Origin of the sequence: Sporosarcina sp. Marseille-Q4943, assembly GCF_943736995.1 — a bacterium.
GTDB lineage: Bacteria > Bacillota > Bacilli > Bacillales_A > Planococcaceae > Sporosarcina.
The window spans coordinates 1169134-1182546 of sequence record NZ_CALSFT010000002.1 but is presented as its reverse complement, the minus strand read 5'-3'; the positions used below and the strand labels follow the sequence as shown (position 1 = coordinate 1182546).

11 protein-coding genes and 1 pseudogene are annotated in these 13413 nt (G+C 45.3%); 3 read left to right on the top strand and 9 right to left on the bottom strand.

What is annotated here, in order from left to right; all coding sequences use genetic code 11:
• Nucleotides 1-98: 98 nt before the first annotated feature.
• From NIT04_RS05730 to NIT04_RS05715, 4 genes and pseudogenes are all read right to left on the bottom strand, one after another.
• The gene (locus NIT04_RS05730; RefSeq protein ID WP_252502634.1) at nt 99-1052 is read right to left on the bottom strand and encodes an acetyl-CoA carboxylase carboxyltransferase subunit alpha; all 954 of its coding nucleotides are present in this window, start codon (nt 1050-1052) and stop codon (nt 99-101) included.
• Nucleotide 1053: 1 nt separating this feature from the next.
• Nucleotides 1054-1908 (bottom strand): acetyl-CoA carboxylase, carboxyltransferase subunit beta, encoded by an 855-nt coding sequence (gene accD / locus NIT04_RS05725; protein ID WP_252502633.1) that lies wholly within the window; start codon nt 1906-1908, stop codon nt 1054-1056.
• The gene (locus NIT04_RS05720) at nt 1905-2555 is read right to left on the bottom strand and encodes a FadR/GntR family transcriptional regulator (RefSeq protein WP_252502632.1); all 651 of its coding nucleotides are present in this window, start codon (nt 2553-2555) and stop codon (nt 1905-1907) included. Before NIT04_RS05720 ends, accD begins: the two co-directional genes overlap by 4 nt.
• Nucleotides 2556-2923: 368 nt before the next feature.
• A pseudogene (locus NIT04_RS05715) lies at nt 2924-4134 on the bottom strand (IS1182 family transposase).
• A gap of 38 nt (nt 4135-4172) precedes the next feature.
• Between NIT04_RS05715 and NIT04_RS05710 the strand changes: the two are divergent.
• Nucleotides 4173-4373: a hypothetical protein gene (locus NIT04_RS05710; RefSeq protein WP_252502631.1), complete on the top strand. Its 201-nt coding sequence runs from the start codon at nt 4173-4175 to the stop codon at nt 4371-4373.
• Between the two features lie 34 nt (nt 4374-4407).
• On the opposite strand, the gene dnaE is transcribed toward NIT04_RS05710, so the two are convergent.
• Entirely contained in the window at nt 4408-7473 is a 3066-nt protein-coding gene (gene dnaE, locus NIT04_RS05705; protein ID WP_252502630.1) for a DNA polymerase III subunit alpha, read from the bottom strand.
• A 19-nt stretch (nt 7474-7492) separates the two neighbouring features.
• Complete coding sequence (locus tag NIT04_RS05700; protein WP_252502629.1) at nt 7493-8434, bottom strand: bifunctional oligoribonuclease/PAP phosphatase NrnA; 942 nt, start codon at nt 8432-8434, stop codon at nt 7493-7495.
• A 91-nt stretch (nt 8435-8525) separates the two neighbouring features.
• Between NIT04_RS05700 and NIT04_RS05695 the strand changes: the two genes are divergently transcribed.
• A complete protein-coding gene (locus NIT04_RS05695; RefSeq protein WP_252502628.1) occupies nt 8526-8846 on the top strand; it encodes a YtpI family protein in 321 nt (106 codons plus the stop codon).
• A 34-nt stretch (nt 8847-8880) separates the two neighbouring features.
• On the opposite strand, the gene NIT04_RS05690 is transcribed toward NIT04_RS05695, so the two are convergent.
• The gene (locus NIT04_RS05690; protein WP_252502627.1) at nt 8881-10188 is read right to left on the bottom strand and encodes a DRTGG domain-containing protein; all 1308 of its coding nucleotides are present in this window, start codon (nt 10186-10188) and stop codon (nt 8881-8883) included.
• Between the two features lie 147 nt (nt 10189-10335).
• Nucleotides 10336-11016, bottom strand: a complete 681-nt coding sequence (locus NIT04_RS05685; protein WP_252502626.1) for a metal-dependent hydrolase — start codon at nt 11014-11016, stop codon at nt 10336-10338.
• A 105-nt stretch (nt 11017-11121) separates the two neighbouring features.
• Here NIT04_RS05685 and NIT04_RS05680 point away from each other — a divergent pair, with 105 nt between their 5' ends.
• A complete protein-coding gene (locus NIT04_RS05680; RefSeq protein ID WP_252502625.1) occupies nt 11122-12219 on the top strand; it encodes a Xaa-Pro peptidase family protein in 1098 nt (365 codons plus the stop codon).
• 44 nt (nt 12220-12263) lie between these two features.
• Here NIT04_RS05680 and ald read toward each other — a convergent pair whose 3' ends face one another.
• Complete coding sequence (gene ald / locus NIT04_RS05675) at nt 12264-13379, bottom strand: alanine dehydrogenase (protein ID WP_252502624.1); 1116 nt, start codon at nt 13377-13379, stop codon at nt 12264-12266.
• Between the last annotated feature and the right edge of the window lie 34 nt (nt 13380-13413).

Sequence of the window (13413 nt, the reverse complement as noted above, 5' to 3'; positions counted from 1 at the left end):
ACCCCTTCGGTTTAGTTCACTATGTATTGCAAATCATTTCTTTCTAGAATTTATAGTTTCTTAAGCAACGAAAAGATGCGGGGTAAACCCGCACCTCATCATTCTGAAAATACACCGATATTACGAAACTTATTATAACGGTCTTCTATGATTTCATTTGCATCCATTTCACAGAGCAAGTCCAATGAAGATTTCAACACTTTTCTCATTTCCACAGCCTGCGCTTTCGGATCACGATGTGCGCCGCCAAGCACTTCTGGAATGATCTCATCGATGATTCCCATTTCCTTCAGATGTGGAGCAGTGATTTTCATCGCCTCCGCCGCCTGTTTGGATAGGCTTGCATCCTTCCAAAGAATTGACGCTGCACCTTCGGGTGAGATGACGGAGTATGTCGAATGCTCCAACATATGGATGTGATTGGCGACTCCTAATGCGAGCGCGCCCCCACTACCGCCTTCTCCAATAACGATTGAAATGACCGGCACTTTCAATCCCGCCATTTCAATTAGATTGCGGGCAATCGCTTCACTTTGCCCACGCTCTTCTGCAGCTTTCCCCGGATAAGCGCCTTTCGTATCGATGAAGCAAATGATTGGGCGGCCGAACTTTTCAGCCTGCTTCATTAACCGCAATGCTTTTCTATACCCTTCCGGATGGGGCATTCCAAAGTTGCGTTTTACATTTTCCTTTGTGTCTTTCCCTCGCTGATGCCCGATCACAGTCACTGGCATCGATTCGAAGGAGCCAATTCCACCAATGATTGCCGCATCGTCCCCAAAAGAGCGATCGCCATGAAGCTCCATGAAATCCTCAAATAGTTCAGCAACATAGTCTCTCGTCGTCGGACGTTCGGGGTGTCTCGCCACCTGCACTCGATCCCACGGCTCCATATTGTTATATATTTCCGTTTCCAAATTGCTTAATCTCGTTTTCAACTTACCGATTTCCTCGGAAAGGTCGACTTCGTTCGTAGAAGTGAATTCTTCGAGTTCATTGATCTTTTCACGAAGTTTCACTATCGGTTCTTCGAATGCCAACGTCTTGCTCATCTTATTTTTCCTCCCTTACATGCAGCCCGACCAATTTTGCAAGGGCTTCCGTCAAATCATGACGATGGATGACTGCATCGACTTGTCCATGGTCCAATAGGAATTCGGCAGTTTGGAAATTGTCCGGCAGCTTTTCCCGGACGGTCTGCTCGATTACCCGTCTTCCCGCAAAGCCAATCAGGGCTCTCGGTTCAGCTATATTAATATCTCCTACGGACGCAAAGCTAGCGGACACGCCACCTGTTGTAGGATAGGTCATGACGGAAATGAACAGCAGCCCTTTTTCGGCATGGCGTTTCAACGCAACACTTGTTTTTGCCATTTGCATTAATGAAAGGACACCTTCTTGCATTCGAGCACCGCCGCTCGCAGAGAAGATAATGACGGGAATGCCCTTTTCCGTGGCAGCTTCAACTGCCCGGGTGATTTTCTCGCCGACGACCGACCCCATTGAACCCATGCGGAAATGGGAGTCCATAATTGCGACTGCAACTTCATTTCCTCCGATTTTCCCGATGCCAGTAAGAACAGCTTCATTCAATCCGGTCTTTTTAGAATCGGATGCGATTTTCTCTGTATAGGATGGGAATTTCAACGGGTTTTCCGACACTAAATGGTCGTCCATCGATTTGAATGTATCTTCATCAAAAAGACAATCAATACGCTCCCATGCCGTCATTTTGAAATGGTGATCGCATTTCGGACAAACTTTTGCATTTTTCATCAAATCTTTTGTCAAGATGATTTGTTTACATTCTGGACATTTTGTCATTAACCCTTCCGGCACATCATTTTTCGCATCTGCCGAAGGTATCGTTATCGCTTGCTTTTTTTTCGTAAAAAATTCACGGATCATTCTTTGTCTTCCCCCTCGATATGTTCAATCCACTGGTCATAGGCATTTATTGCTTCACTGACGTTTCCTTCGATCAAATGCTTTAGCAATGATCTCACAATGTCATTTTCAATACCTTCCGTCATCAACTCGTACGGAACCTTGCTATATTGTTTCAGTATAAACCAAATTTTCAATGATAATCGGTTATCTGTCGCAACGATCATTTCCCGCATTATATCTTCTCGAAGAACTTCGCCGTCTTCATCAAGCTTTATAAGGAGCCCTTCCCAGACAGGCAAGTTACGCTTCTGTTCGTCGCCGCAGATCGTTTGAATTGCCGCTTTTTCATGTATGATGCGTGTATCTGTCACATCCAATGCGGATTTAGGCTGTTGCATGACGAATGTTGAAAGCACTTCAACGAGTTGGTGCTTTTTGAAATCTGCAAGGTACGTCCCTTCGCCGCGGCGGGTTTCAATCAGGCCGAGCAGCTCAAGGCTTCTCAGTGCTTCCCGAACTGTGGATCTGCCCACTTGCAGACGTTCCGCCAAAACACGTTCAGATGGTATTTTGTCACCCGCTTTGATGCCTTCCGCCTTGATCATCAGCCTAAGTTCGTCAACGATGTCAAGAAACATCTTAGATGATGGTTTTGTATTTTGCATACGGCCGCCCCTCTTGGAATATCGTAATCCGAGTGGTCTGACCACTTCTTGTTATAGCATACAGAAAAGTGATGGCATCGTAAAGAGATTTCTTGGAATTAATGATGAAAAGACAAAAAGAGACATGAATCTACATGTCTCTTCAGACTGTAGACAAAAGGGTTGGAAATCATAGATTTCCAACCCTTTTGTCTAAACATGTACATTTTAACTGTCAGTAGACTGAAATAACGTTGATTTCCGTTCCGGGCGGACGCTTTCCGGGGGGCTTGCCCTCAGCCTCCTCGTCGTTTCGCTCCTGCGGGGTCTTCACGCTGCGCTAATCCCCCAGGAGTCGCCGCCCTGCACTCCAATCAACTGGAAATCCTTTAAGACAGGGGTATCATTTCATCCTCCATAGCCGCCGCTCTCCACGTCCAACTGGCCAGCTTCTTCAAATTTATGGCAGCAAAGACGCGCTCAATCATCTCTTTGCGTTTTCCATATATTTCTCATGGTTGTGTCGCAAGTCCTCAGCTACATCCAAATAGTCCTGCCAGATATGCCTTTGAATCATCTTTTGTTGATTCTTACTTTGCGTGCATTGGCCAATCACCGGACACGAGGCACAAATAGAAGGCGTCGATGCATACTGACGATACCCTTACTTCGTTGTCGTTCGGTAGGTTCCTTCGTCATTGGTCGTTTGCATGGAAGTGCAGGGAGCACGTGATTCTCTAAAAGAAAATTGCAATGGCTGGGGTTTTGTAGGCTGCATCGGCGGCAACGACGACTGGACGTCCTACCTGGTCGATGATCTTCTGGACTAACGGTTCGAGCATAGTGCTGTCGTAGAGATTCCCTGGTGTACGATGTTTGCAAGCACAAACCCCTTTTCGTCCTTGGCAGCGTGAAAAGAATAGGCAAATTACTTTGACCGTTCATCTTTAACGTAATAACCACTTTCCGGATCTGTTGTCGACTCCTTGATTTCCTTGTACTCTTCCTTTTCAAGCTTGTCCAGTGGGAACGGCTTTTTTCCATTCTTTTCACGATCCAGGTTGAGTTCCTCCTGGAGCTTTTTCTCTTACGCCCGCGTCTCTTTACGCACTATCTTCTTTTCAAACTTTCTCTTATTCGCGCTCGCTTTCACATGGGTCGAATCAATAAAGACATGTTCCGGGCTGAGGGGCCCTCGGTTTGCCACCTCGTTTAGGACTTTATAGAAGATCTGCTCAAACAGATCGGTGTCTGCAAATCGACGGAAATAGTTTTCCCCGAATGTGGAGAAGTGTGGAACCTCAGTATGAAAGCCGAAGCCTAGGAACCAGCGATAGGCTACGTTTGTTTCAATTTCCTTGATTGTCTGGCGCATGGAGCGGATGCCGAGGGTATACTGAATGAATGTCATCTTAATGAGTACGACAGGATCTATGCTTGGTCGTCCAATGGTTGAATACAGATCTTCAACTAATGGATAGATGAAGGAAAAATCAAGGGAAGCATCCAGTTTGCGCACCAGATGGCCATGAGGAACCAACTGCTCTACGGTTAGCATCTCTAACTGTTCACGTTCATTAATTTGATTCTTCGTCATCATATCCATCACCTCATTCGGTTAGTAGGGCACTCCGTTGATTGGAGCGGAGAGCGGCGACTCCTGCGGGAACAGCACGAGCTGAAGACCCTGGACTGAGCGCAGCGAGGGAAGCGGCTGAAGCCGTGCCCGCGGAAAGCGTCCGCTCGCAGCGTAAATCAACACTGTTAGCTATATCTCTATTTAAAAGAAAAGAGACTGTAGGCAAGCCCGAAAATTCAGGGTGTTTGTCTACAGTCTGAAGAGACAAGAATTTACATGTCTCTTTTTGTCTCTTTAAACCCTCTTAATCTGTTGGACGATCAGTTGTGTTTGGCCGTTGCGTTTTTCCATCGTTCCCGTAATTTGCACCATTGCAAGCTCTTGTATATGAATGTTGATGGCGGCGTACTGTCTTGGGAAGATTGTGCACGATAGTTCTCCTGTTTCGTCTTGTAGGGTAAGGAAAGCCATCGCCTCACCTTTTTTTGTACGGATCCGTTTGACTTCCCTTATCATTCCCGCGACTTTTAGCATCGTCCGTTCTTTTACATCGGGGACAGCTACAAGGTCCACCACTTGTTCCTCCAACGTCTTTTTCATTTCCAGCGCTGGATGTTCGGATAGGTAGAAACCTAGCATTTCCCGTTCGTATTCAAGCATCGCAAATCGTGGCATCGAACCTCCTGGCGAATACTTCGGCTTCGCTACCGAATAAATGATATCGTGGAGCAAGTCGTCTCCGTCCGGGCTGACGAATTGGGCATGATTACGGGCAGCTTCAATCGATGCAAGTAAGACGGACCGATCTTCTCCAAATTCATCGAGTGCTCCTGCTTTTATTAGCGGAATAATCGTTTTTTCGGTAAAATGCGTTCCACCAAGTGCAGCCGAAAAGTCGAAGAGCGTCTTCCATCCTTCAGGCGTCCTTGCTTCTTTCACGAGATTATAAAAAGAAGGTGTCACACCTTTAATCGCCCCTAAACCGATGCGGATTGAACCATTCTCGACGACATGGGAGTATTTGCTTTTTTGAATGGACGGAGGGAGGATTTCAATGCCCTTCCCTCTGATTTCATGGATATACTCCATTGTTTTATCTTGATTTCCAGTAGCCATCGAGAGTAATGCAGCATAAAAATAGACCGGGGCATTCGCCTTGACGTATGCCAATTGGTAGGAAATCAATGAGTATGCAACCGCATGGCTTTTCGGAAAACCATAGTCCGCGAATTTAACGATCAAATCATATATTTCACTTGCGGCACGCTCAGGGAAATTATGCTGGACAGCGTTTCTAACAAAATGCTCCCTCTCCTGCCTAAGCACTTCACGATTTTTTTTACTTACAGCCCTTCTTAACAGATCCGCCTCCGCCATCGAAAACCCTGCAATCTGAACGGCAATTTGCATGATCTGCTCCTGGTATACGATGATGCCTTCGGTTTCCCGGAGGATCGGCTCTAGGTGCGGATGCAAATAATCGATCTTTTCCTTATTGTTTTTCCTTCGGCTATATAGCGGGATATTTTCCATCGGACCTGGGCGGTATAATGCGTTTATGGCGTAAAGATCACTAAATTCGTCAGGTTTGATAAGTCGTAATGCGTCTCTCATACCGTCCGACTCGAATTGAAAAATCCCTGTCATGTCGCCCTTCTTAAAAAGGTCGAAAGTCTTTGCGTCATGTAAAGGAATGCCTTCGAACTGCATTGTCTTCCCTGTATCGTATTGAATCATCGAGCGAATACGATCCATTAACGTCAAATTGCGCAATCCGAGGAAATCCATTTTCAGTAAACCGATTTCTTCTACATCCCCCATCGCCCATTGCGTCAAGTAAATATCGTCTCCGCCACTTTGAAGCGGTACTGTTTCTACTAACGGCATGGGAGATAGGATGACGCCCGCGGCATGAGTGGAAGCATTTCTCGGCAAGCCTTCCAATGTTTTCGCTGCTTGAAACCATTTGGCACGGACAGGATCCATCGCAATCCAGTCTTGAAGCGCTTTTGACTTGTTCACAGACTCTTCCAGCCTTTTGCTATGCCCATCTTGGATCTGCTTGGACAAGAAAGACATTTCTTCATTGGAGAAGTCGAATACGCGGGCGACGTTCCGCGCGACGGATTTGGATGATAGTGTACCGAACGTAATAATTTGGGCGACGTGCGCTTTTCCGTATTTTTTCGCAACATATTCAATCACTTCAGAACGGCGGTTGTCCGCAAAATCGATATCGATATCAGGCATCGTAATTCTTCCGGGGTTGAGGAAACGCTCAAAAATGAGTCCGTATTTAATCGGATCGACATCCGTGATTCCAAGGGAATAAGCGACGAGGGAGCCGGCTGAGGAACCCCGTCCGGGCCCTGTCAATATGCCATTTTCCTTTGCGAATCGCATGAAATCCTCCACGATGAGGAAATAATCGGAAAAGCCCATGTTTTCGATGACCGTAAGCTCCGTCCCCAGTCGCTCATAATAAGTCGGGCTGACGGCTCCTAGCCGGCGGATCAATCCTTCCTCGCAATTTTTCTTCAGCAAAGAAGCCGCAGTGTCTCCTTCTGGAACTGGAAAAGCAGGCATCAACGTGCGGCTAGGAGGTAATTTTGCATTGCATGACAACATGATTTCAGCCATGTTTTCAATCCATTCCGGACAATCGGAAAACCATTGCAACATCTCGCTCTCTTCAGGCACATGAGCATCATAGACTTCCATTTTCGGCCGGGAAGGATCATTCAGCTTATATCCAGACCTGATCGCAGTCGCTACTTCAAAAGCGAATGCATCTTCTTTTGCAATATATCTTGATTCATGATAGGCGATAATGGTCGTTTCCGTCTTTTCAGCTGTCATCATGATTTCATCTTCGGCATGGTGCTTTACGCCGCCTGGACGGGAAATGCCAATATAGACAGTCGGGCAGGCTTTCAAGATGGTCTGGATTGTTTCCATTTCCCGTTTTTCATTCCATGAGGGATCGGTCATTGGACAAATGAAGACACAACCTTCGCTATAAGCTTGCAGCCATTTTAACGGTAGCGTCTCCGGTTCCCTAATGGAGATTGCACTGCTCATTTTAAGAAGATTACTATAACCTCTGTCATCTTTTGCATACGCATAGAGCAAGACATCAGATCCGTCCTCAAGCTCCAACTGGATTGATAGCCCGATGACCGGTTGGATGCCGTACTTCTCCATCACTTTGCAAAATGAACGGACGCCATACATCTTTGAATTGACGATTCCAACGGATCTAGCCCCTCTCCTTTGCAGAAGCGGGGCTAGCTGATCAAGTTTTATAATGCCGCGCAGCAAATCGGCGCCGGTCACAATTTGTGGATAGACAAGTACCAATGAAAATCCCTCCGAACCGTTACTTCACTGCACATAATTCTTTCAATTTGGCAATGATCTCATCCGATTTTTCCCATGAATAAATAGAAGCTCCTGATGCTAGCGGATGTCCTCCTCCGTCATATTCAGCAGCGAGTTGATTGATAACTGGCCGCTTCGAACGGAAACGGACACGGATCTGATCATCTTCCTCGACAAAAATAACCCATGCGCAAATCCCTTTTACATCTCCAAGGGCTCCGACCAGTTGGGAAGTTTCACTCGCAGTTACGTCAAACTTCTTCAAAATCGACTTATCGATTTTAATGAAAGCAGCCCCGTTTTCATCAATCGTGAATTGTTGATATATATAGCCTTTCAAATGAAGCAATCTACGGTCTTCTTCATACATTTCCGCAAAAAGCTTCGTCCGATCGAAATCATATTTGATCAAACCGCTTGCAATTTCAAACGTCCTCACAGTTGCACTCGGAAAAAGGAAGCGGCCCGTATCTCCCACAATTCCCGCAAATAGCAAACGGGCGCATGCATCCGACATCTTCCATCCGTAATGCTCTTCCCCTTCCTTAAATAGGAGATAAATCATTTCAGAAGTGGAGCTTGCATCGGTATCCACCCATCTCATATCTCCATATGGGTCAACATTCGGATGGTGATCAATCTTTATTAGAAAATCGGCATTCTCATAAAATTCCGAGTCGATCCGCTCCGTGTTGCCTGTATCGGTAACGATGACAAGTGCATTTTTATAATCGTCAGGTGTGATTTCATCCTGAGTCGCCAAATAAGTGAGCATGTCATCATGTGTGCCTGCTGCATACACTTTTTTTTCAGGATAATTGGTTGTTATCAATTCCTTCAAGCCAACTTGCGAACCGTACGCATCCGGATCGGGCCGCACATGACGGTGAATGATGATTGTTTCATATTGTTCAATTGTGTCGATGATTTGTCTTTTCAATTTGCGATTCCTCCGGTTATTAATGATTTCTGTTCGCATTTACTAAAAAAAGCCGCTACAATGAAAGAAGTTATTTACTGGAGGCTCTTTTATGAAAACTCTCAATTTCTTACTTGTCTTTCTTATCATTGCGTCTGGCGTCTACTATTTTTATTTTAAAACACGTCAATTCCGAACGAGTCAAATATTTCCGATCCGGAAGAAATATTTCGCAAGCAAGGCTGGAACATTTCTAGGCGGACTACTTTTCTTCTTCGGAATAAACCAGCTTCTTCTTTTCCAAGGTGTTGCAACGTACGTCGTTTCTAGTCTTTTCATCGTGCTAGGCGCATATATCATTATTTATAATACGAAAGCTGCAAAGCATTATAAACAATTTATAGACGAAGAGACAAGGCTGAATGAAAACTGATGCGACCGCCGCATCAGTTTTTTCATTCCTACTATTACCTTTCGAATAATTGATACATGACCATCGCTTTAGCGATAAGTTCCGAATCAGAGAAAAGTTCGAAATCCACTTTGACAAATCTCCGGCTCATATGGAGGATTCGTGGTTCTACAATTACTGTGTTTCCGAGCTGGACATGCTTTATGAAGTAGATTGTCATGTTTTCAGGAACACTTTCTCCCCGTTTGCGCATTTTAATTGCACGGTTTCCGACGTCTGTCAACAATGTCGTCATCGCTCCATATGAAAGTGAGCCCAATTGGTTTGTCATTTGAGGAACGACCGTGAATTCAACATTTAGCGGCTGATCGGATACGGCTTTCATTTGACTCTTGACGATATCATCGATTTTTTCGCCCTGTTGAGGTTGTCTTTGTGTCATTTGAAATGCTTTCAACACATCTTGGCGGCTAATGATACCTTCTAGAATTCCGCTGTCGCTCACAACAGGCATCAAATCAATGCCTTCCCATATCATGCTATGCCCTGCGGAAGCTACGCTCGTTTTGCCATTTGCCGTGATCGGGTTGTGGGTCATCACTTTCTCAATCAGCTCGGTACCAAGCTTTCCAACAGCATCGCGGGAAGTGACGATTCCAATCAGTTTCCCGTTACGATCTATGACCGGATATCCCGAGTGCGCCGTTTTCTGGTTCACTTCATTGAAATGGGCTACACTGTCCTTTGGCGAAAAAGTGATCGTTTCGGAGAGTGGCGTCAGTATATCTTCCACAAGAAGAATTTCCTTTTCAATCAATTGGTCGTAAATCGCCCGGTTCAACATCGTAGCAACTGTGAAAGTGTCGTAGCTGGATGAAATGATCGGCAAGTTCAGTTCATTTGCCAGTTTTTTCGCTTCATCGGCAACATCAAACCCTCCAGTGACAAGCACTGCAGCCCCTGCACTTAATGCTAGCTCATGCGCTTTAAGCCTGTTTCCTACTATCAATAAGCTGCCTGCATCTATGTACCGCTTCATATCATCAAGCTGCATTGCACCGATAACGAATTTCGTTAATGTTTTATGAAGTCCATCCCGTCCTCCGAGAACGACACCGTCAACAATGTTAACGACTTCAGCAAATGTCAGCCTTTCAATATTCTCTTTCTTCTTCTTTTCAATGCGAATCGTGCCAACACGTTCGATCGTATTGACGAGCTTTTGGTTTTCAGCTTCTTTTATCGCCCGGTATGCCGTTCCTTCACTGACGGAAAGGGCTTTGGCAACTTGGCGGACTGAAATCTTTTCGCCGACTGCCAACCCTTCGATATAGCGTAATATCAGCTCATGTTTTGTCGACATCTTTTCACCTTTTTCTCTTTTTACCTGCTTCCATTTTAACATAGATAGGAATGAATAGTGATTACAGGAAGACACGGGCATATATATTTCATTCTTTCATAATGAAAAACCGATCCGGTGCAATTGATGTCCGGATCGGTCTCTGTTTTAGAGTTCGAATGTATCCCCAGCCTTCATGATCTTCACTTCATGGGAAGTGACAAGATCCTTGAACGTTTGCGGGTTTTGCCTGATTGGCGGGAAAGTGTCGTAATGGATAGGTACGACAAGCTTCGGATTCAGCAATTCGACTGCTGCTGCAGCATCTTCCGGACCCATCGTGAAATTATCACCAATGGGCAAAAATGCTACGTCGATGGAGTGGCGCTTACCGATTAAAGCCATGTCCCCAAACAGAGACGTGTCCCCTGCATGGTAGATCGTCTTCCCTTCGGCGGTGAACAAAATCCCAGCAGGCATGCCTGTATAGACGATTTCGTTTTGATCGGTCGTATAGGAAGAACTATGGAACGCTTGCGTATATTTCACAGTTCCGAAATCGAAAGTATGGGAACCTCCGATGTTCATTCCGTGAGCATTTAGGTTTTGCCAACCTATATAGACCGCCAGTTCATTCGGCGCAACAATAAGCGGGTTGCATCGCTTCGCTATTTCAAATGTATCCCCGACATGATCGTTATGACCGTGAGTTAGCAGAATCACATCGGGAGTCTGTTCGGAAGCATCCAAATCCGTCAATTCATTTCCAGTGATGAACGGATCAAATAATAATGTCTTCCCTTCAGTCTCAATTTTCACGACTGAATGTCCGTGATAAGAAATTTTCATTTGCAAATCCCTCCAAATATGTTCATACATATATACACTTCGTTATTTAACCGGAAAACCCTTCTTTTTGGTATGATTAATTATGTTCATATAGGAGGGATAGGTTTGGATAAGATTAACGAAATTAAAGATTATTTGCAAAAAAACGATGTAGATGCTGCTTTCATTACTACTCCGGACAATGTTTTTTATGTTTCCGGGTTCCGCAGCGAACCGCATGAAAGGCTATTAGGTGTCATGATTTTCAAGGAAGCTGAACCATTCGTCATCTGTCCTCTAATGGAAGTTCCTGACTTAAAGGCGTCTGGATGGACATTTGAAGCGATTGGACATGAGGATACGGAAGATGCTTGGGAAGTGCTTGCTTCCACAGCACAAAAAAGAGGAGTAACTCTAAATAACATCGCAATTGAAAAATCACATTTAACTGTGGAACGGTTGGAGCGTATGGAAGAGCTTTTCGAAGGTGCTGCATTCCCGCGTCTCGATGAGCAATTGAACAAGATGAGAAACATCAAAAGCGAGGATGAGCTTGAAAAAATGCGCAAGGCAGCAGCATTGGCCGATTATGCCGTCGAGGTTGGCTGCAAGGAAATTGCTGAAGGCAAAACCGAGCTTGAAATCCTTATGGCAATTGAATTTGAGATGAAGAAACAAGGCGCGGAGAAGATGGCATTTGATACGATGGTGTTATCAGGACCGAAAACCGCTTCTCCACACGGAACACCGGGAGACCGGAAAATCCAGAAAGGTGATTTCATCCTGTTCGACCTAGGTGTCGTATACGAAGGATATTGTTCGGATATTACAAGGACAGTCGCTTTTGGCGAACCTTCCGACAAACAGCTTGAAATTTATGAAACTGTCAAAAAAGCGGAACAGGCAGCGATCGACTTGATCCGTCCAGGCGTAAAAGCACGCGATTTGGATAAAGCCGCACGGGATGTCATTACCGAAGCAGGCTACGGCGAGTACTTCACACATCGTCTCGGACATGGGCTCGGTATTTCCGTCCATGAATTCCCTTCAATCACAGGCACGAATGATATGGAGCTGGAAGAAGGAATGGTCTTCACTGTCGAACCAGGTATTTACCATCCGGAAATAACGGGCGTTCGAATTGAAGATGATGTAGTTGTCACGTCTGATGGTGTAGAAGTGCTTACGAAATTCCCGAAAGAACTTCAGATCATCCAGCCTTGAAATTGAAAACATGCTGTCCGAGTGATTTCGGACAGCATGTTTTATTATTTGCTTAGTAGCGTTTCTACAGGAACATACTCCAAGCCTTGCGCGTCTGCAACAGCTCTATATGTTACATGGCCTTCCAATGTGTTAATCCCTTTTTGCAATGCAGCATTATCCAAGCACGCTTGCTTGTAGCCTTTGTTTGCAATTTGCAATGCATATGGAACTGTTACGTTCGTCAATGCCATTGTAGAAGTGCGTGGAACAGCGCCTGGCATGTTCGCAACCGCATAGTGTACAACACCGTGCTTCTCATAAGTAGGATTATCATGTGTTGTTACGCGGTCGGATGTTTCGAAGATTCCGCCTTGATCGATTGCAATGTCAACTAAAACCGAGCCCGGCTTCATCGATTTTACCATCTCTTCAGAAACCAATTTCGGCGCTTTAGCACCTGGAATCAATACGCAGCCGATGACGAGATCAGAATCCTTAACCGATTCAGCGATATTAAATGGATTGGAAACAAGCGTTTGAATGCTATCTCCGAACATTTCATCCAATTGGCGAAGACGGTCAACAGACAAATCTAGCACAGTCACCTTCGCACCCATGCCTACAGCGATTTTTGCAGCGTTCGTACCCGCCTGTCCGCCGCCGATCACTGTGACTTTTCCGCGTGAAACGCCTGGGACTCCTGATAGAAGGATTCCTTTTCCTCCGTTGATCTTTTCAAGATACTGCGCGCCGATTTGTGTCGCCATACGGCCAGCAACTTCGCTCATCGGAGCTAGCAACGGCAAAGAATTGTTCACTTGTACAGTTTCATAGGCGATGCCTACTACTTTGCTATCAAGCATAGCTTTCGTCAATTCCAATTCAGGGGCAAGGTGTAAATATGTGAATAAGATTAGCCCTTCACGGAAATAACCATACTCGGAAGCTAGCGGTTCTTTTACTTTCATGACCATATCTGCATCCCATGCTTCTTTAGCAGTAGATACGATCGTGGCACCCGCTTCGATATAATCTTCGTCTGTGAAGCTGGAACCTAGACCAGCACCAGTTTCAATCAATACTTCATGGCCTGCAGACTTTAAGTTGTACGCCCCTGCAGGTGTCATTGCCACCCGATTTTCGTTATTCTTCACTTCTTTTGGAATCCCAATACGCATTTCTGATCCTCCTAAATATAAGAAAGTTAGTTGG

Bases quoted from the DNA above. Each gene is read 5' to 3' on its own strand.
- NIT04_RS05730 (WP_252502634.1), bottom strand. From the start codon at position 1,052: ATGAGCAAGACGTTGGCATTCGAAGAACCGATAGTGAAACTTCGTGAA.
- accD (WP_252502633.1), bottom strand. From the start codon at position 1,908: ATGATCCGTGAATTTTTTACGAAAAAAAAGCAAGCGATAACGATACCT.
- NIT04_RS05720 (WP_252502632.1), bottom strand. From the start codon at position 2,555: ATGCAAAATACAAAACCATCATCTAAGATGTTTCTTGACATCGTTGAC.
- NIT04_RS05695 (WP_252502628.1), top strand. From the start codon at position 8,526: ATGAAAACTCTCAATTTCTTACTTGTCTTTCTTATCATTGCGTCTGGC.
- NIT04_RS05690 (WP_252502627.1), bottom strand. From the start codon at position 10,188: ATGTCGACAAAACATGAGCTGATATTACGCTATATCGAAGGGTTGGCA.
- NIT04_RS05685 (WP_252502626.1), bottom strand. From the start codon at position 11,016: ATGAAAATTTCTTATCACGGACATTCAGTCGTGAAAATTGAGACTGAA.
- ald (WP_252502624.1), bottom strand. From the start codon at position 13,379: ATGCGTATTGGGATTCCAAAAGAAGTGAAGAATAACGAAAATCGGGTG.